This window comes from Streptomyces sp. NPDC003379 (genome assembly GCF_053589195.1).
On sequence record NZ_JBSFRK010000022.1, the window covers coordinates 58,155 to 77,310 of the forward strand.

Here is a 19,156-nt window from a genome sequence, read left to right on the forward strand (position 1 = left end):
GGACACGGGCACCTGGGCGCACCCACTGCGCTTGGCGGCACGCGCGACGGCCGTCACCTGTTCACATCCGGGCGCGGAGCTTCATACGCGGCGGGCGCGGAGCCTCCGTACGCGGCGGAGCTCCACTAGCCCCGACACCGGCTCCCCTTTCCGCGCCGGACACGGGCACCTGGGCGCACCCACTGCGCTTGGCGGCACGCGCGACGGCCGTCACCTGTTCACATCCGGGCGCGGAGCTTCATACGCGGCGGGCGCCGCCCTCGGCTGGACGGACGTACTGCGGTTCGCCGCACGCGGCGGCGGCCATCGGCTCATGGGCGGGCGCGGAGCCTCCGTACGCGGCGGAGTTCCGCCAGCCCCGACACCGGCTCACCGCTCCGTGAACTCCCCATGTCGCCCCGCGCCCGCGGTGAAGCGGGCGGCGCCCTTGGAGGCCTCGGGCAAGGAGTGCAGGCCGTGTCGCAGCTCCGCCGCCAGCGCCTCCTGTTCCGACAGGCCGACCTGTTCGAGGGCGGAGAGCCGGTCGTGCCGCAGGCAGGTCTGCGGGAACGCCGCGATCTCGGCGGCGAGGCGCTCGGCCGTGGTGCGCGAGGTGCCCGTGGGGACCGTGCGGTTGACCAGGCCCATGCCGAGCGCCTCCGCCGCGTCCACCGGGCGGCCCGTCAGGATCAGGTCCATGGCGCGGCCCTCACCGATCAGGCGGGGCAGCCGTACGGTCCCGCCGTCGATGAGCGGGACGCCCCAGCGGCGGCAGAAGACGCCGAGGACGGCGTCCTCGTCGGCGACCCGCAGGTCGCACCAGAGGGCCAGTTCGAGGCCGCCCGCGACGGCGTGTCCGGAGATCGCCGCGATCACCGGCTTGGACAGGCGCATCCGGGTCGGGCCCATGGGGCCGTCACCGGCCCCGTCCTCCGTCACGTCGTTGCCGTCGGCGGTGCCGATGGCCTTGAGGTCCGCGCCCGCGCAGAACGTGCCGCCCTCACCCCACAGGACGGCGACGGCTGCCTCGGGGTCGGCGTCGAAGGCGCGGAAGGCGTCGGCGAGGGCGCGGGCGGTCGGCCCGTCGACGGCGTTCCGCGCGGCGGGGCGGGACAGCACGATGGTGGTGACAGGGCCTTCGCGTTCAGTACGTACGGACATGGGGGCCAGCCGACCACGGGCTCGGACTTCGGACAAGACGACGTATGCGGGACCAGTAGGGCTGGCCGGGCCGGTCGGCCCTACGGAAGAGCCCCACCCCTCTGAGCTTGAGGGGTGGGGCTCTTCCGCGGGCGCCGGTCAGGCCTTGCGGGCCCGCGTCGTCTTCTTCGCGGCGGCCTTCTTGGGAGCGGCCGCCTTCTTGGCGGCGGTGCTCGTCCTGACCGTGGCCGTCTTCTTCGTCGCCGTGGCGCTCGCGGCGACCGCCTTCTTGGTGGTCGCCTTCTTCGTGGTCGCCTTCTTCGCCGGCGCCTTCTTCACCGAGCCCCGCCCCTGCGAGGGCAGCGCGTCGCTGATCCGGTCCGCCGAGATGATCTCCCGGAGGAACTTGCCGGTGTGGCTGGCCGGCACCCCCGCGACCTCCTCGGGCGTGCCCTCGGCGACGACCAGGCCGCCGCCGTTGCCCCCTTCGGGGCCCATGTCGACGACCCAGTCCGCGGTCTTGATGACATCGAGGTTGTGCTCGATGACGATGACCGTGTTGCCCTTGTCGACCAGGCCGGACAGCACCGTGATCAGCTTGCTGATGTCCTCGAAGTGCAGGCCGGTGGTCGGCTCGTCGAGGACGTAGACCGTCCGGCCCGTGGAGCGCTTCTGGAGCTCGGACGCCAGCTTCACGCGCTGGGCCTCGCCTCCGGAGAGGGTGGGCGCGGACTGGCCGAGGCGGACGTACCCGAGGCCGACGTCGTTGAGCGTCCTCAGGTGGCGGGCGATGGCGGGCACGGCCTCGAAGAAGGCGAGCCCCTCCTCGATCGGCATGTCGAGGACCTCGGCGATGGACTTGCCCTTGTAGTGCACGTCCAGCGTCTCGCGGTTGTAGCGCGCGCCGTGGCAGACCTCGCAGGGCACGTACACATCCGGCAGGAAGTTCATCTCGATCTTGATGGTGCCGTCGCCGGAGCAGTTCTCGCAGCGGCCGCCCTTGACGTTGAAGGAGAAGCGTCCGGGGAGATAGCCCCGCACCTTCGCCTCCGTGGTCTCCGCGAAGAGCTTGCGGACGTGGTCGAAGACGCCGGTGTACGTCGCCGGGTTCGACCGCGGGGTGCGGCCGATGGGCGACTGGTCGACGTGCACGACCTTGTCGACGAGGTCGTCGCCCTCCACGCGCGTGTGGCGGCCGGGGACGGACCGGGCGCCGTTCAGCTCCCTGGCCAGGTGCGTGTAGAGGATGTCGTTGACCAGCGTCGACTTGCCGGAGCCCGAGACGCCCGTGACGGCCGTGAGGACGCCGAGCGGGAAGGAGACGTCGATGTCCCGGAGGTTGTTCTCACGGGCCCCGTGCACCGTGAGGTGCCGGGTGGGGTCGACGGGGCGGCGCACGTCCGGAATCGGGATGGCCCTCTTGCCCGAGAGGTACTGCCCGGTGATCGACTTGTCGTTGGCGAGCAGCTCCTTCATGGAGCCGCTGTGTACGACCTCGCCGCCGTGCTCGCCCGCGCCGGGGCCGATGTCGACGACCCAGTCGGCGACCTTGATCGTGTCCTCGTCGTGCTCGACGACGATGAGCGTGTTGCCCATGTCGCGCAGGCGTACGAGGGTCTCGATGAGCCGGTGGTTGTCGCGCTGGTGCAGGCCGATGGAGGGCTCGTCCAGGACGTAGAGCACGCCGACGAGGCCGGAGCCGATCTGGGTGGCCAGGCGGATGCGCTGGGCCTCGCCTCCGGAGAGGGTGCCCGCGGCGCGGTTCAGCGAGAGGTAGTCCAGGCCGACGTCGACCAGGAAGCGCAACCGCTCGTTGACCTCCTTGAGGACCCGCTCGGCGATCTTCTTGTCGCGGACGCCCAGTTTCAGCTCGGCGAGGAAGTCCGCGCAGTCGCTGATGGACATCGCGGAGACCTCGGCGATGGACTTCCCCATGACCGTGACGGCCAGGACGATCGGCTTGAGGCGGGTGCCCTCACAGGTGGGGCAGGGCACCTCTCGCATGTAGCCCTCGAAGCGCTCACGGCTCGCGTCGCTCTCGGCCTCGCTGTGGCGGCGCTTGACGAAGGGCACGGCGCCTTCGAAGGCGGTGGTGTAGACCCGCTCGCGGCCGTACCTGTTGCGGTAGCGCACCTCGATCTGCGTCTTGTGGCCGTACAGCAGGGCCTTCTTGGCGCGCTGCGGCAGGCCGGCCCAGGGCATGTCGGTGGAGAAGCCGAGGGCGTCGGAGAGCGCGTTCACCAGCCGGGCGAAGTAGTCCTTGGTGTGGCCGTGGGACCACGGGTGGATGGCGCCCTCGTCGAGCGACTTGTCCTCGTCCGGGATGATCAGCTCGGGGTCGACCTCCATGCGCGTACCGATGCCCGAGCAGTCGGGGCAGGCGCCGAAGGGCGAGTTGAAGGAGAAGGAGCGCGGCTCCAGCTCCTCGAAGGACAGGTCGTCGTACGTGCAGTAGAGGTGCTCCGAGTACATGCGCTCGCGCTCGGGGTCGTCCTCGGGGAGGTCGACGAAGTCGAGCACGACCATGCCCGCGGAGAGGCCGAGGGCGGTCTCCACGGAGTCGGTCAGGCGGCGCTTGGCGGACTCCTTCACCGTGAGGCGGTCGATGACCACCTCGATGGTGTGCTTCTCCTGCTTCTTGAGCGTGGGCGGCTCGGAGAGCTGGATGGTCTGGCCGTCCACCCGCGCGCGGGAGTAGCCCTTCGTCTGGAGGTCGGCGAAGAGGTCGACGAACTCGCCCTTGCGCTCGCGCACCAGCGGGGACAGGACCTGGAAGCGGCTGCCCTCGGGCAGCTCCAGGACCTTGTCGACGATGGCCTGCGGCGACTGCCGGGTGATGGGGCGGCCGCACTCGGGACAGTGCGGCTTGCCGATGCGCGCGAAGAGCAGGCGCAGGTAGTCGTAGACCTCGGTGATGGTGCCGACCGTCGAGCGGGGGTTGCGCGAGGTCGACTTCTGGTCGATGGAGACCGCCGGGGAGAGGCCTTCGATGAAGTCGACGTCGGGCTTGTCCATCTGGCCGAGGAACTGCCGGGCGTACGAGGACAGCGACTCGACGTACCGTCGCTGGCCCTCGGCGAAGATCGTGTCGAACGCGAGCGAGGACTTGCCCGACCCGGAGAGTCCGGTGAACACGATGAGGGAGTCACGCGGAAGGTCGAGCGAGACGTTCTTGAGATTGTGCTCGCGCGCGCCACGGACGATGAGACGGTCGGCCACGCCGGTCCGCACCTTTCTAGAGAGAGTGACAGGGACGAAACCCCGTCTTTCACAGACTAGGGCGAGCCACTGACAACGCCGGGCTGCTTCCCTGGTTCACCTTCAGAACAAATCCGGACCGTGAAGAATGCCCGATGCCACTCCCGACCATATAGCACGCACATTCGATTTACGGGGTGACCTCGACACCTTCACCCGAACGTGTGACGCAGCTATCGTCGGACACATGATTGATCATGTGCGCGACCTGGCGTCTGTACGTGACGCGACCGAACGGCTGCTCAGCGCAGCCGCGGAACTGAACGACGACTCCGCCGCCGAGCCGTCACGGCTGCCGGGCTGGACCCGTGGTCATGTCCTGGCCCACCTCGCGCGGAACGCGGACGCGCTGGTGAACGTCCTGGCCGGACGCCCGATGTACGTCAGCGCCGAGGCGCGGGACGCCGACATCGAGCGGGACGCCCCGAGGCCCCTGGCCGTGCAGCTCGACGACGTCCGGGAGAGCATGGCCCGCTTCGAGGCTCAGGCCGCGCTGCCCGCCGACTGGTCCCGCACCATCACGATGCGCAATGGAGTGACCGACTCCGCGTCGAGGGTGCCGTTCCGGCGGTGGGTCGAGGTCGAGCTGCACCACGTCGACCTCGGCACCGGCTACGAGCTGGAAGACGTGCCGGAGGAGTTCGTACAGCGAGAGATCGCCTTCCTGGCCGCACGCTTCTCCGGGAACCCCGATGTGCCGCCCACTCGGATCACGGACGGCAGGCACGCGTGGAGCACCGGCCGCGAGGGCGAGCCCGAGGTCACCGTCTCCGGCCCCGCACCGGACCTGGTCGGCTGGCTCTCCGGCCGCCGCGACGGCTCGGCGCTGAAGGCCGAAGAGGGCCTCCTGCCGATCCTGCCCCCGCTATAGGGTGACGGCCATGACGTACAGCGGAGCGGTGAAGGTCGGCGGGGGCGCGGATGTGCACGAGCTGCCGGACCTGATGATTTCCAAGGTCGCGGTCGGCCCGATGGACAACAACGCGTACCTGCTGCGGTGCCGGGCCACCGGCGAGCAGCTTCTGATCGACGCGGCCAATGACGCCGAGACGCTGCTGACGCTGATCGGTGACGACGGCATCGCGTCCGTCGTCACCACGCACCAGCACGGCGACCACTGGCAGGCGCTCGCATCCGTCGTCAAGGCGACCCGCGCGCGGACGTACGCGGGCCGTGAGGACGTCGAGGGCATCCCGGTGCCGACGGACGTGCCGGTCGACGACGGCGACACCATCCGCGTCGGCCGGGTCGAGCTGACCGCCCGCCACCTGGTGGGCCACACGCCGGGTTCCATCGCGCTCGTCTACGACGACCCGCACGGCCATCCGCACGTGTTCACCGGCGACTGCCTCTTCCCGGGTGGCGTCGGCAACACCTGGAAGGACCCGAAGGCCTTCGCGAGCCTCATCGACGACGTCGAGACGAAGATCTTCGGGGCGCTCCCTGACGAGACGTGGGTCTACCCCGGCCACGGCGACGACACGACGCTGGGCGCCGAGCGGCCGCACCTCCCGGAGTGGCGCGCCCGAGGCTGGTGAGCACAGGCGGCGCGGGTCGGCCGAGGGGTACGCGTCACGCCCCGGCGGCGACCAGCGCCGCCACCCGCTGCACGGCGAAGGCGTACCCCTGGACGCCGCAGCCCGCGATGACACCGTCGGCGCGCTGCGAGACGTAGCTGTGGTGCCGGAACGCCTCGCGCTGGTGGATGTTGGAGATGTGCACCTCCACCACGGGCATTCCGTCACAGGTGTTGAGGGCGTCCAGGATCGCGACGGACGTGTGGGAGTAGGCCGCCGGGTTGATGACGATGCCCGCGTGGTGCTCGCGCGCCTCGTGGATCCAGTCGACCAACTCGCCCTCGTGGTTGCTCTGTCGCAGGTCCACCGTCCCGCCGTGCGCGGCCGCCGCCTCGGCGCACAGGGCCTCGACGTCGGCGAGGGTGTCCGAGCCGTAGATCTCGGGCTGGCGCTGCCCGAGGAGGTTCAGGTTCGGGCCGTTCAGGATCATGATCGGGGCGGTGGCGAGGCCACGGGTACCGGTACTGAGGGTCATGGAGGAGGTCTATCACGCCTCCCGCGCGCGGGAACTCGCTGCGCCCCCGGGGAGTACGGCCCTACGCTGCCCCGCATGATCGCCGAGCCGCTGTACCCGCCCAAGCCCTCACCCGGTGACCGCATCGCCGTGATCTCCCCCTCCAGCGGTCTCCCGGAACTCTTCCCGCTCCCCTACGAGCTGGGCCTCGGACGGCTCCGCAAGCAGTTCGGACTCGAACCGGTGGAGTACCCCTCGACACGGAAGATGGGCGCGACACCGCGGGAGCGGGCCGACGACATCCACGCGGCGTTCGCCGATCCGACGATCAAGGCTGTCTTCGCGAGCATCGGAGGCGACGACCAGATCACCGTACTGCCACACCTGGACCGGGAGTTGATCCGCGCGCACCCGAAGCCGTTCTTCGGCTGGAGCGACAACACCAACCTGCTCGCCTGTCTCTGGCAGTGCGGCATCGTCGGCTACCACGGCGCGTCCGTGATGTGCGAGCTCGGCCGGCCCGGCGCGATGGCGCCCCTGACCGAGGAGTCGCTGCGCGCCGCGCTCTTCACCTCGGGGCCCTACGAACTCCGCCCCGCCGACCGCTACCGCGACGTCGACCTGCCCTGGGAGGACCCCGCGACGCTCGCGCAGGAGCCGCCGACCGAGCCGGGCGGCGGCTGGTGCTGGCACCGGCCGGAGCGGGTCGTGGAGGGCCGTTCCTGGGGCGGCAACCTGGAGATCCTCTCGTGGCTCCTGATGGCGGACCGTGAGATCGCGGGGGACCTGTCGGTGTACGACGGGTGCGTGCTGTTCCTGGAGACCTCGGAGGACCTCCCGAGGGCAGAGGACGTGTTCTGGATTCTGCGGAGCATGGGTGAGCGCGGGCTGCTGCGCCGCTTCCCCGCCCTCCTGATGGGCCGCGCCAAGGCGTGGTCCTTCACGCGCCCCCACGACGCGGACGCGAAGGCCGCGTACGCGCGTGAGCAGCGGGAAGCCGTACTGCGGGCGCTCGACGCGTACGCCCCGGACACCATGGCGGTCTTCGACGTGGACCTCGGGCACACCGACCCCCAGGTGGTGATGCCCTACGGAGGCGCCGTACGGGTCGACGGGCCGGGGCGGCGCATCACCGTGACGTACTGAGCGACCCGATCACCTCCGTGCGCCCCCCGTAACCGGTCGTCACTCTGGGTAGTTGTCGCGGCATGCGCACCACTGAACCACCCTCCTTGCCGCGGCTCGCGGCGGCCTCGCTCGCCGGGACCGCCATCGAGTTCTACGACTTCTTCATCTACGGGACGGCTGCGGCGCTGGTCCTGGGCCCGTTGTTCTTTCCGACGTTCTCCCCGCTGGCGGGCACGCTCGCCGCCTTCGCGACCTTCGGCGTGGGCTTCGTGGCGCGGCCGTTGGGGTCGGTCCTCTTCGGGCACATCGGGGACCGGCGCGGGCGGCGGCCCGTACTCGTCGGTTCGCTGCTCCTCACGGGCCTCGCCACGGTCGCCGTCGGCTGCGTACCGACGTACGAGTCGATCGGGATCGCCGCTCCCCTGCTCCTCCTTGTGCTGCGCTTCGTGCAGGGGCTCGGTCTCGGGGGCGAGTGGGGTGGCGCCGTGCTGCTGACGGCGGAGCACGCGCCCGCCGAGCGGCGCGGGCTGTGGGCGAGCTTTCCGCAGATCGGGCCCCCGGTCGGCTTTCTGCTGGCCAACGGCATCATGCTGGTGCTCTCGGTGACCCTCTCCGACGCGCAGTTCGCGGCCTGGGGGTGGCGGGTGCCGTTCTGGGCGGCGGGGGTGCTCGCGGCGGCCGGGCTCGCGCTGCGCACCTCGCTCGCGGAGAGCCCCGACTTCCTGCGGGTGCGCGAGCACGCGCGCGTGCCGCTCGTCGAAGTGGTCCACGGGCACTGGCGCCTGGTGCTCCTGACGGCGGGCGCGCTCGCCGTCGGGTACGCCGTCTTCTACGCGGTGACGACCTGGTCGCTCGCCTACGGAGTGGAGCGGCTCGGCGTGAGCCGCACCGTCATGCTGGCCTGCATCATGGCGGCCGTGGTGGTGCAGGGCGCCCTGACGCCCGTGGTGGCCGTGCTCGGCGACCGGTACGGGCGGCGGCCGCTGTGTCTGCTCGGGTGCGCCGCGTCCGCGCTGTGGATGTTCCCGATGATCGCGCTGCTCTCGACCGGGCAACCACTGCTGATCTTCCTCGGCTTCCTGGTGGCGATGCTCGCCTTCATCACGATGTTCGCCGTGATCGCCGCGTATCTGCCCGAGCTGTACGAGCCACGGGTGCGCTGCACGGGCGCCGCGGTCGGCTACAACCTGGGCGGGGTGCTCGGCGGCGCGCTCACGCCCATCGTGGCGACGGCGGTGGCGCGCGGGGACGGCACTCCCTGGGGCGTGGCCGCGTATCTGTCGTGCATCGCCCTGCTGAGCCTCGGGTGCTTCGCGCTGCTCCCGGAGACACGGCCGGTGCGCGAGGTGGCGGCGCCGGTCGCGGGCTGACCCGGCCTACGGTGTGACCGCCAGTTCCAGGTATGCCGCGAACAGCACCAGGTGGACGCCGCCCTGGAGCGGTGTGGCGCGCCCCGGCACGACCGTGAGCGTGCCGACGATCACCGTGAGGACGAGCAGCACCATGTGGGTCGCGCCCAGGCCGAGCACGAGCGGCCCCGACAGCCAGACGGAGGCGACAGCGACGGCCGGGATGGTGAGGCCGATGCTGGCCATCGCCGAGCCGAGGGCGAGGTTCAGGCTGGTCTGCACGCGGTCGCGGCGGGTGGCGCGCACGGCCGCGATCGTCTCCGGGAGCAGCACGAGCAGCGCGATGATGACGCCGACCACGGCATGCGGCATGCCCGCGTTCTCCACGCCCGTCTCGATCGTCGGTGACACGCCCTTGGCGAGTCCGACCACGCCGATCAGGGCCAGTGCGAGCAGGCCCAGGCTGAGCAGTGCCTGCCGGGAGGAGGGGCCCTCGGCGTGGCTGTCGGCGTCGATGACCTGGCCCTGTTTGGTGAGGGGCAGGAAGTAGTCGCGGTGCCGCACGGTCTGGGTGGTCACGAACAGGCCGTACAGGATGAGCGAGGCGACGGCGGCGAAGGTGAGCTGGCTGGGGGAGAACTCCGGGCCCCGCCTGGTGGTGGTGAACGTCGGCAGGACCAGGCAGAGGGTGGCCAGGGTGGCGACGGTCGCGAGGGCGGCGCCGGTGCCCTCGGGGTTGAAGACGGCGACGCGGTGGCGCAGGGCGCCGATCAGGAGGCAGAGCCCCACGATGCCGTTGCAGGTGATCATCACGGCGGCGAAGACGGTGTCGCGCGCGAGCGTGGAGCTCTTGTCGCCGCCGTCGGCCATGAGGGTGACGATCAACGCCACCTCGATGATCGTCACCGCGATGGCGAGGACGAGTGAGCCGAAGGGCTCTCCGACGCGGTGCGCGATCACCTCGGCGTGGTGGACGGCTGCGAGCACCGCTCCCGCGAGGACCAGTGTCACCACGGCGACGACCACGCCCGGCAGGTCGCGCCCCCAGGTGAGGGCGAGGAGGACGACCGCGAGGATCGGGACCACGGTCGTCCACTGCATGCCGAGCGCCCGGAGCCGAGTGACCATGACTCGATGCTGCCCCGGGCGCTCAGGTGTCGCTACTCGGTGCCGCCCCGCTGAGGAGGCGGCTAGGAGGCGGTCAGGCCTCGATGCTGTCCTTGGAGGTCTCCCCCGCGGCAGCGGCCTCGGCCGCCGCCTTCTGCGCCTGCTTCTTGGAGGCGATGAGGCTGGTGATCGTAGTGATCACCAGGACACCACAGATTACGGAGAGCGAGAGGGGGATGGAGATCTCGGGGACATGCACCCCGGACTCGTGCAGGGCGTGCAGGACGAGCTTCACGCCGATGAAGCCGAGGATCACCGACAGGCCGTAGCTGAGGTGGACCAGCTTCCTGAGCAGTCCGCCGATGAGGAAGTACAGCTGGCGCAGACCCATCAGGGCGAAGGCGTTGGCGGTGAAGACGATGTACGGGTCCTGGGTGAGGCCGAAGATCGCCGGGATGGAGTCCATCGCGAAGAGCACGTCGGTGGTGCCGATGGCGAGCATGACGACCATGAGGGGCGTCATGATCTTCTTGCCGTTCTTCCGGATGAAGAGCTTCGTGCCCTCGTACCGGTCGGAGACGCCGAACTTCTTCTCGACGGACTTCAGGAGGCGGTTCTCCTCCCAGTCCTCTTCGTCCTCGTCGGCACGCGCCTCCTGGATGAGCTTCCAGGCGGTGTAGATCAGGAACGCGCCGAAGATGTAGAAGACCCAGGAGAAGTTGGCGATGACCGCGGCGCCGGCGGCGATGAAGATCGCGCGCAGGACCAGGGCTATCAGCACACCGAACAGCAGGACACGCTGCTGGAGATGGGACGGCACCGAGAACTTCGCCATGATCAGGATGAAGACGAAGAGGTTGTCGACGGAGAGCGACTTCTCGGTGATGAAGCCCGCGAAGAACTCGCCGGACGCCTGGCTCTCACCCGCGACCAGCAGGCCGACGCCGAAGAGCGCCGCGAGGACGATCCAGACGACCGTCCATATTCCGGCTTCCTTGATCGACACGTCATGGGGCTTGCGCCCGATGAAGAAGTCGATCGCGATCAGGGCACACAGACCTAGAACGGTCGTTACCCACAGCATCATTGAAACGTCCACTGCGCCTCCGGCGTCGTACGGCTACTGATCAGCGTCGTCGCTGCCGGAGGTCTCTTCCACCCGAGGCGTCACCGCCGTGAGTCGGGCCGACGCCCCGGGACCGATGGCGGTCCGTATTGACGGGTACGTCGCAGCCGGGAGTACTCCCCTCCGCTGACAGAAGAGTACGTGAAACACCAAGGGTTGGTAAAGGCGATGGCAAATAAAACCCAAGAGCCCAGCTCGGGAGGCGACCAAAGCCGCTTTCCCGTCGGCTTCAGCTGCCCACTTCAACCGTCCGCTCCACCGCTCCACCGCTCTGGCGTTCCACCGCTCCAGCGTTCTTTCTACCCCCGACGCGGGACCCTCAGCGGCCGCCGGTGCGGCGGGCCGCGGCGACCCGGTCCAGGACCTCCCGCAGGACCTGGCTGCCCGGCGGGAAGACCGGCGGGTCGTACGTCCAGGTGTGACCGACCCACGGGTCGGCGAGGTGGTCGTCCGGGACCGGGGTCAGGCGCAGGAGCGCGCGCCATAGGGGGTCGAGCAGCGGGCCGTACTCGGCGGCGTCCTCGCGGTCGGCGACCATCATGAGGTGGACGCCGACGGCCGGGCCCTCGTCCGCGAGGTAGCGCAGCTGGGTCACGGCCCGGTCGTCGAAGCCGTGCGGGAAGTCGTTGACGATCAGGAGCTGCTCGGCGGTGTCCAGGTCCGGGGGGAGCGCGTCGGCGGCGCCGCCGCGGATCGCCATCTGGACCAGGTCGACGCGCTGGGTGAGCGCGGCGAGGACCGCGGAGACACCGGCCGCGCCGGAGGCCGGGGGTCCGGCGAGGACACCGGCCGACACGAGCGGCGCGAACGCGGACGCGGCGGCGCCCGCCGCGTCGATGACGTGCACCTGGAACTCGCCCGCCGGATAGGCCGCGAGCAGCCGGGCCGCGTGGGCGACCGCGGTGTCCACGGCGAGGCGGCGCAGCTCGGCGGAGTCGGTGAAGTGGTTGGTGAGGGCCTTGCCGCTGTCGATCCACAGGCCGCGCTCCAGCGGCAGCCGGACGAGCATGGGGATCCGCAGGTCGGTGCGCTCGGGGAGGTGGAGGTCGCCGAGGCGCAGGGCCATCGGGATCTCCATGGGCGCCCGGTAGGCGTGCCAGACGGGGTTGCTCCATGCCGCGTACGCCGGGGGCAGGGCGGGCTCGACGACGTCGGCCTCGGCGGCGAGCTGCGCGAGGTCGCGGTCGAGGGCCGCCCTGGCCTGGCCGACGAGGTCGCTGTGTTTGGCGCGGGCGCGCTCACGGGCGGCGTCACCGGCGCCGCCGATGCGGCTGCGCGGGTCGTCGAGGACCTTGTCGAGCTCCTGCTCCATGCGGGAGTCGGCGAAGTCGACGGCGCTTCGGTACGCGGCCGTGGCGCGGGCCAGGTCTTCGAACATGCCCCACACCTGGTTGTAGAGCCGCTCCTCCATGGACCAGCCGGTGGCATCACCCGCGACGGGCTGCGCGGACTCCCCGGGCCGGGCCGGGGGCGCGGCGGACGGTGCCGACGACGGGGGCGCGGCGGCCTGTCGTCCCGGGTGGGTGTAGTCGACGGGACCGCTCGGCGGGCCGGCGGGACCGCTCGCCGGTCCGCCGGAGGCGCCGCCGCCGCCCGGCTGTCGCGCGGGTGAGACGGGTTGGCCTTGGGTCGGCAACGGCTGGCCTTGGGTCGACGTGCGCTGGCCCTGGGGCACGGGCGGCTGCCCCTGGGACGCCGGTGTCTGGGGGTGGGGTGGGGTTGGCGTGGCCCGCGGTGCTGTGCGTGGTCGGGGGGCGTCGGAGGAGCGGGGTGGCGGCGTGGCCACGGAGCGGGCCAGGCCCAGGGCCACGGCGTCGTTGATGGCGCCCGCCAGTTCGCGGGCCTCGGGGAGGCCCTGGTCGGCGAGCATCTCGGCGAGGCCGCCCGCGTACCCCTGGCCGACGGCGCGGACCTTCCAGGCGCCCTGGCGGCGGTAGAGCTCCAGGGCGACGACGGCGGACTCGGCGTCGAGGTCGGTGATGGTGTAGCTGGCGACTTCGGTGCCGTCGAGCCCGGTGACCGCGACGAAGGGAGCGGCCAGGGCGCGGAAGCTCGCAGGGCCCGCCACGCCGCCGGGCAGCGCCAGCAGGACGTTGACCCGGTGGACGGTGGCCGGCAGGGCGCCGAGGTCCACGGCGAGGCGGTGGTCGGCCGCCGCCTGCTTGGAGACTTCGAGGCCCGGCAGGGTGGGCGAGCCGGGGTGGGCAACCCATTCCACGCCGCGGACCTTGCCCTGGTCGTCGCCGAGCGTGGCCCCCGCCACGATCGGTCGGCCGGCCGAGACGCGGATCTCCAGGCGGGTCCCGGGCAGCGGATGGTTCTGCCCCCGCACCAGCTCGGCCGTCATCGCGTTCGTTCCCCCTCGTACGTACGGATGGTGCTTACAGGTGCGGCAGGATCGACGGCATCAGGTCCTGGAAGGTGCGGCCGTTGGCGGGGTTGCCGATGGCCGTCATCTGCCAGCCCGCGCCCGCGCGGTGGACCTTCGCCATGATCTGGGCGGTGTACTGGCCGCCGCCGTCGAGGGTGTAGCGCGCGAGCTCCTGGCCGTTGGTCTCGTCGACCAGGCGGCAGAACGCGTTCTGCACCTCCTGGAAGGTCTGGCCGGTGAAGGAGTTCACCGTGAAGACGATCTGGTCGATGTGGACGGGGATCCGCTGCAGGTCGACGAGGATCGCCTCGTCGTCCCCGCCCTGGCCGACACCGCCGACGAGGTTGTCACCGGTGTGCCGCACGGAGCCGTCGTCGCTGACGAGGTGGCGGAAGAAGACGACGTCCACCGGCTGCTTGTCCGCGAACAGGACCGCCGAGGCGTCCAGGTCGACCTCGCGGGTGCGGGTGCCGAACAGACCGCGGCGCGGGGCCGCCTGCCATCCGAGTCCCATGCGCACCGCGGACAGGGCGCCCCCGTCGTCCTTCTGCAGGTTGATGGCCTGACCCTTGGTCATGTTGACCGTCACGCGCTGTCCCCTCTCGAACTACCTGGGCAACCGCCTCTTGCGGTTGCCCAGCACCCTATGCAGTGCGGCTCGCCCGGCCGCACCGCGGGCCGCACATTGTGGCGGTCCTGCAACAGACCGGCCAGTACGCCGTTTCCCCTGCCCCGGGCGTGCTTCTAGGCCTGGCCCGCCTCCTTCATCTGCCGCAGCTCCTTCTTCATCTCCGACACCTCGTCGCGCAGCCGCGCGGCGATCTCGAACTGCAGGTCGGCGGCGGCCGCGCGCATGCGCGCGGTCATCTCCTCGATCTGCTCGGCCAGCTCGGCCGCGGGGCGGTCGGTCGGGACGGTCTGCCCGCCCTTCTTGCCCTTGGCGGAGGTGGCCGCCTTGCCGGCCTTGGCCGTCTCGCCGCCGAGCGAGGGCACCGGCGCCTTGGCGCCCTTGCCGGCCTTCGGCTTGCGGTAGTCGGATCCGAGGAGCTGTTCGGTGTCGACCTCTTCGCGCGCGATCGCCGACACGATGTCGTTGATCTTCTTGCGCAGCGGCTGCGGGTCGATGCCCCGCTCCTTGTTGTACGCGATCTGCTTCTCCCGGCGGCGGTTGGTCTCGTCGATGGCCTTCTCCATCGCCGGGGTGATCTTGTCGGCGTACATATGGACCTGACCGGAGACGTTGCGCGCCGCGCGGCCGATGGTCTGGATCAGGGAGGTCCCCGAGCGCAGGAAGCCCTCCTTGTCGGCGTCGAGGATCGCCACCAGGGAGACCTCGGGCAGGTCGAGGCCCTCACGCAGGAGGTTGATGCCGACCAGGACGTCGTACTCACCGGCGCGCAGCTCGCGCAGCAGCTCGACGCGGCGCAGGGTGTCGACGTCGCTGTGGAGGTAGCGGACCTGGATGCCCAGTTCGAGGAAGTAGTCGGTGAGGTCCTCGGCCATCTTCTTGGTGAGCGTGGTGACCAGGACGCGCTCGTCCTTCTCGGTGCGCGTGCGGATCTCGTGCACCAGGTCGTCGATCTGCCCCTCGGTGGGCTTGACGACGACCTCGGGGTCGATGAGGCCGGTGGGGCGGATGATCTGTTCGACGAAGCCGTCGCCGCGCGAGAGCTCGTACTTCCCCGGGGTCGCCGAGAGGTAGACCGTCTGGTCGATGCGGCCCAGGAACTCCTCCCACTTCAGGGGGCGGTTGTCCAGCGCGGACGGCAGCCGGAAGCCGTGGTCGACGAGGGTGCGCTTGCGGGAGGCGTCGCCCTCGTACATCGCGCCGATCTGCGGGACCGTGACGTGCGACTCGTCCAGGACGAGGAGGAAGTCCTCGGGGAAGTAGTCGAGGAGGGTGTTGGGGGCGGTGCCGGGGGCGCGGTCGTCGAAGTGCATCGAGTAGTTCTCGACGCCGGAGCAGGAGCCGATCTGGCGGAGCATCTCCAGGTCGTACGTGGTGCGCATGCGCAGGCGCTGGGCCTCCAGCATCTTGCCCTGCTTCTCCATCTCGGCGAGGCGGTCGGCGAGCTCCTTCTCGATGCCGTTGACCGCCTTCTCCAGGCGCTCCGGGCCCGCTACGTAGTGCGAGGCCGGGAAGACGTACAGGTGGTCGTCGTCGCTGATGACCTCGCCGGTGAGCGGGTGGAGGGTGGAGAGCGCCTCGATCTCGTCGCCGAACATCTCGATGCGGACGGCCAGCTCCTCGTAGACCGGGAAGATCTCGATGGTGTCGCCGCGGACGCGGAAGGTGCCGCGGGTGAACGCCAGGTCGTTGCGCGTGTACTGGATGTCGACGAAGCGGCGCAGCAGCTGGTCGCGGTCGATCTCGTCGCCGATCTTGAGCGAGACCATCCGGTCCACGTACTCCTGCGGGGTGCCGAGGCCGTAGATGCAGGAGACGGAGGCGACCACGATCACGTCGCGGCGGGTCAGCAGCGAGTTCGTCGCGGAGTGGCGCAGGCGCTCCACCTCCTCGTTGATCGAGGAGTCCTTCTCGATGTAGGTGTCCGACTGCGGGACGTACGCCTCGGGCTGGTAGTAGTCGTAGTACGAGACGAAGTACTCCACCGCGTTGTTCGGCAGCAGCTCGCGGAATTCGTTCGCCAGCTGGGCGGCCAGCGTTTTGTTCGGCGCCATCACGAGCGTGGGGCGCTGGAGCTTCTCGATCATCCACGCGGTGGTGGCCGACTTGCCGGTGCCGGTCGCGCCGAGGAGGACGACATCCTTCTCACCTGCGCGGATGCGTCGCTCCAGCTCGGCGATGGCCGCCGGCTGGTCGCCACTGGGCTGGTACGGACTGACGACCTCGAAAGGTGCCACCGTGCGTTCGATCTTGGATACGGGCCGCATGGAATCCACCGTACGACCCCGCACTGACAACCGGGCCGGATCGGCCGCCGGGCAGCGCTACATCACCGGTTCTGCGGGGTGCGCGAGCCGGGCCGCCGACCGGAGCCGCGGCGGGGCCCCGGGACGTGCCGGTCGCCCGAGCGCGGGACGGGGTAGGGCCGGCCGGGGCGCCCGCCCCTCGCGCCGCTCCTGGTGTTTGTCCGGTGGCCGCCCATCACCATCAGCGGGTCGAACATCACGATCACGCCCGCGAGGAGCAGGAAGGCGAGCGGCCCGATCATCATCGGCGCGAGGATCTCGGCGGACGAGTCGCCGGGCGGCGCGGCGTCCGAGCCGTGCAGATGGACGCTGAGGGCCGCCATCCCGGTGTAGTGCATGCCGCTGACGGCCAGGCCCATGACGAGGCTCGCGCCCAGGCTCCACAGGAAGCCCCGCACCTGCGCGGCCGCCCAGAGCGCGGCGGTGGCGGCGACCATGGCGATCACCACGGACGCGGCGACGGTGAGCGTGTTGTACTCCAGCGTCCCGCGCAGACGCATACCGGCCATTCCCAGGTAGTGCATCGATGCCACGCCGAGGCCCATGATCGTCCCGCCGGTGAACAGGGCCGTGCCGGTCGCGCCGCGGTAGCCGACGATGAAGATGCCGACGCCGACCATGACGATGGCGACGGCGAGGCTGGCGAAGGTCAGCGCCTTGTCGTAGTGGATGGGCGCCTCTTCGACGGTGAAGCCCATCATCGCCACGAAGTGCATGGTCCATATCCCGGAGCCGATCGCGGCCGAGCCGAGCGCGAGCCAGCCGGGCCGCCAGGAGTGCGCGACGAGCAGCGATCTGGTCGTGCAGCGCAGTCCGAGCGCTCCTCCGAGGCAGGCCATGACGTAGGCCACCACCGGTGTGACGACTCCGTAGGTGAACCCGTCGACCGTGCCCTGCATGCGCGGTAGCCCTTCCGCCTGTTGTGCCCAAACGCTCTAAAACGCCGTATTTGCCCCCTACCGTCGGCCATCTGAAAGACCGCCGGCTGAGGCAGAGAGTAAAGCTCACGCCGGGACGTCCGAACGATTTTCCGGCAAAGAATCGCGTTTCCCGCGCGCGGGGTCCTCGACTTTGGTGACTCCGTTCAACCTGTGGCCATCCTGCACCTGTTTCTCGTTGGCCGTGGACTGTCACTCTCGACCGGTCCGCGATCTCACGACGCGAGGAGTACCCGTGTACGCACGCGCTGCCGCTGCCGCCACCGCCGCCCTCCTGGGGGCCGGGGCACTCGTCCTCCCCTCCGCCACCGCCTCCGCGCAGACGCCCGCGGCGACGCGCACCGGTGAGCACGACAGACCGCTGGTCGTCGCCCACCGCGGCGCCTCCGCCTATGCCCCGGAGAACACCTTCGCGGCCATCGACAAGGCCCGCGACATGGGGTTCCGCTGGGTCGAGAACGACGTCCAGCGCACCAAGGACGGCGAGCTCGTGATCATGCACGACGACAACCTGAAGCGGACGACGAACGTCGAGGAGGTCTTCCCCGGCCGTGCCCCGTGGAAGGTCGCCGACTTCACGGCGGCGGAGATCGCGAAGCTCGACGCGGGCAGCTGGTTCAGCCCGAAGTACGCGGGCCAGCGCGTGCCGACCCTGAAGCAGTACATGCGCCGGGTCTCGCACAACCACCAGAAGCTCGTCTTCGAGTTCAAGAAGCCCGAGCTCTACCCGGGCATCGAGAAGCAGGGCCTGCGTGTGCTCCGCGAGACGGGCTGGCTCGACAAGCACCACGTCAAGAGCAAGCTGGTCATCCAGAGCTTCAGCGCCGACAGTGTGAAGACCGTGCACGCGCTGCGGCCCGATGTGAAGACGGGCTTCCTCGGCACCCCCGCGGTCGCCGACCTGCCCGCGTACGCCAAGTTCTCCGACCAGATCAACTCGACGCACACCTCCATATCGGCCGGTTACGTCTCCGCGATCCACGCGCTCAAGGGCCCGCACGGCAAGCCCCTGGAGATCTTCACCTGGACCATCAACGACGCCGCGAACGCGGTGCGCGCGGCGAGCTTCGGCGTGGACGGGATCATCACCAACACGCCCGACGTCGTGCGCGAGGCGCTGCGGGACGACTGACGCACACCGCCGGCGGGCCGCGTTGTCAGTGGGCGGTCGTACGGTGGTCGGCATGGACCAGGACCAGCGTCAGGCCGTGTGGACCGTCGTCGGCAGCGACATCGGCCCCCTGCTTCTCGCCGCGACCGGCGAGGGGCTCGTCACCGTGGCCTTCCACGCCACGGACGACGTGCGGGACAGGACTCTGGAGCGGCTCGGCTCCCGGCTGGGCGCCGAGCCGCTCCGGGCCCCGGACTCGCCGCTGCTCGCCGAGCCGATACGGCAGCTCGCGGCCTACTTCTCGGGCGAGCGGCGCGACTTCGAGCTGCCGCTGGACTGGTCGCTGATATCCGGCTTCAACCGCCAGGCGCTGCGCGAGCTCGCCTCCGGCGTGCCGTACGGCGCGGTGGTGGGCTACGGCGACCTGGCCCGCCGCGTCGGCCGGCCGGGCGCCGCCCAGGCCGTCGGCATCGCGATGGGCGCCAATCCACTGCCGGTCGTGGTGCCGTGCCACCGCGTGGTGGAGAGCGACGGAGGCATCGGCGGCTTCGGCGGGGGCCTGGAGACCAAGCGGCTGCTGCTCGCGCTGGAGGGGGTGCTGCCCCGGCCGCTGTTCTGACGCCACAGCTCGGCTCCCGGCACCGTCCCCCCGTAGCGACCCTGTTTCGTGCACGCGAACGCCCT

Annotated in this window: 15 protein-coding genes; 6 read left to right on the forward strand and 9 right to left on the reverse strand. The window is 70.5% G+C overall.

Translation table 11 applies throughout. The features are described from left to right. Positions 1-369 precede the first annotated feature (369 nt). Both ACWDVB_RS22575 and uvrA read right to left on the reverse strand, forming a co-directional pair. Entirely contained in the window at positions 370-1,140 is a 771-nt protein-coding gene (locus ACWDVB_RS22575; RefSeq protein ID WP_451516865.1) for a crotonase/enoyl-CoA hydratase family protein, read from the reverse strand. Positions 1,141-1,278: 138 nt separating this feature from the next. Continuing rightward, positions 1,279-4,338, reverse strand: a complete 3,060-nt coding sequence (gene uvrA, locus ACWDVB_RS22580; protein ID WP_451516864.1) for an excinuclease ABC subunit UvrA — start codon at positions 4,336-4,338, stop codon at positions 1,279-1,281. A 226-nt stretch (positions 4,339-4,564) separates the two neighbouring features. Here uvrA and ACWDVB_RS22585 point away from each other — a divergent pair, with 226 nt between their 5' ends. Together ACWDVB_RS22585 and ACWDVB_RS22590 are read left to right on the forward strand one after the other, a co-directional pair. After that, positions 4,565-5,248, forward strand: a complete 684-nt coding sequence (locus ACWDVB_RS22585) for a maleylpyruvate isomerase family mycothiol-dependent enzyme (protein WP_451516863.1) — start codon at positions 4,565-4,567, stop codon at positions 5,246-5,248. A gap of 10 nt (positions 5,249-5,258) precedes the next feature. Then, positions 5,259-5,915 (forward strand): MBL fold metallo-hydrolase, encoded by a 657-nt coding sequence (locus ACWDVB_RS22590; protein ID WP_451516862.1) that lies wholly within the window; start codon positions 5,259-5,261, stop codon positions 5,913-5,915. 34 nt (positions 5,916-5,949) lie between these two features. Here ACWDVB_RS22590 and aroQ read toward each other — a convergent pair whose 3' ends face one another. Then, entirely contained in the window at positions 5,950-6,429 is a 480-nt protein-coding gene (gene aroQ, locus ACWDVB_RS22595) for a type II 3-dehydroquinate dehydratase (RefSeq protein WP_451516861.1), read from the reverse strand. A 75-nt stretch (positions 6,430-6,504) separates the two neighbouring features. Between aroQ and ACWDVB_RS22600 the strand changes: the two genes are divergently transcribed. Next, the gene (locus tag ACWDVB_RS22600) at positions 6,505-7,554 is read left to right on the forward strand and encodes a S66 family peptidase (RefSeq protein ID WP_451516860.1); all 1,050 of its coding nucleotides are present in this window, start codon (positions 6,505-6,507) and stop codon (positions 7,552-7,554) included. A 62-nt stretch (positions 7,555-7,616) separates the two neighbouring features. Then, the gene (locus tag ACWDVB_RS22605; RefSeq protein ID WP_451516859.1) at positions 7,617-8,906 is read left to right on the forward strand and encodes an MFS transporter; all 1,290 of its coding nucleotides are present in this window, start codon (positions 7,617-7,619) and stop codon (positions 8,904-8,906) included. Positions 8,907-8,912: 6 nt separating this feature from the next. Here the strand turns inward: ACWDVB_RS22605 and ACWDVB_RS22610 are convergent, their stop codons facing one another. From ACWDVB_RS22610 to ACWDVB_RS22635, 6 genes are all read right to left on the reverse strand, one after another. Further along, a complete protein-coding gene (locus ACWDVB_RS22610) occupies positions 8,913-10,013 on the reverse strand; it encodes a calcium:proton antiporter (RefSeq protein WP_451516858.1) in 1,101 nt (366 codons plus the stop codon). Positions 10,014-10,086: 73 nt separating this feature from the next. Further along, positions 10,087-11,091, reverse strand: coding sequence for a TerC family protein (locus ACWDVB_RS22615; protein ID WP_451516857.1), 1,005 nt, complete (start codon positions 11,089-11,091; stop codon positions 10,087-10,089). A 346-nt stretch (positions 11,092-11,437) separates the two neighbouring features. Then, positions 11,438-13,465: a TerD family protein gene (locus ACWDVB_RS22620; RefSeq protein ID WP_451516856.1), complete on the reverse strand. Its 2,028-nt coding sequence runs from the start codon at positions 13,463-13,465 to the stop codon at positions 11,438-11,440. A gap of 34 nt (positions 13,466-13,499) precedes the next feature. Beyond that, the gene (locus tag ACWDVB_RS22625) at positions 13,500-14,078 is read right to left on the reverse strand and encodes a TerD family protein (protein ID WP_451516855.1); all 579 of its coding nucleotides are present in this window, start codon (positions 14,076-14,078) and stop codon (positions 13,500-13,502) included. Between the two features lie 155 nt (positions 14,079-14,233). Beyond that, entirely contained in the window at positions 14,234-16,384 is a 2,151-nt protein-coding gene (uvrB, locus tag ACWDVB_RS22630; RefSeq protein WP_451516854.1) for an excinuclease ABC subunit UvrB, read from the reverse strand. Positions 16,385-16,446: 62 nt separating this feature from the next. Then, a complete protein-coding gene (locus ACWDVB_RS22635; protein WP_451516853.1) occupies positions 16,447-17,322 on the reverse strand; it encodes an MHYT domain-containing protein in 876 nt (291 codons plus the stop codon). A 274-nt stretch (positions 17,323-17,596) separates the two neighbouring features. On the opposite strand from ACWDVB_RS22635, the gene ACWDVB_RS22640 reads away from it, so the two are divergent. Beyond that, complete coding sequence (locus tag ACWDVB_RS22640) at positions 17,597-18,493, forward strand: glycerophosphodiester phosphodiesterase family protein (RefSeq protein ID WP_451516852.1); 897 nt, start codon at positions 17,597-17,599, stop codon at positions 18,491-18,493. Between the two features lie 52 nt (positions 18,494-18,545). Continuing rightward, positions 18,546-19,091 (forward strand): methylated-DNA--[protein]-cysteine S-methyltransferase, encoded by a 546-nt coding sequence (locus tag ACWDVB_RS22645; protein WP_451516851.1) that lies wholly within the window; start codon positions 18,546-18,548, stop codon positions 19,089-19,091. The last annotated feature ends 65 nt before the right edge of the window (positions 19,092-19,156 follow it).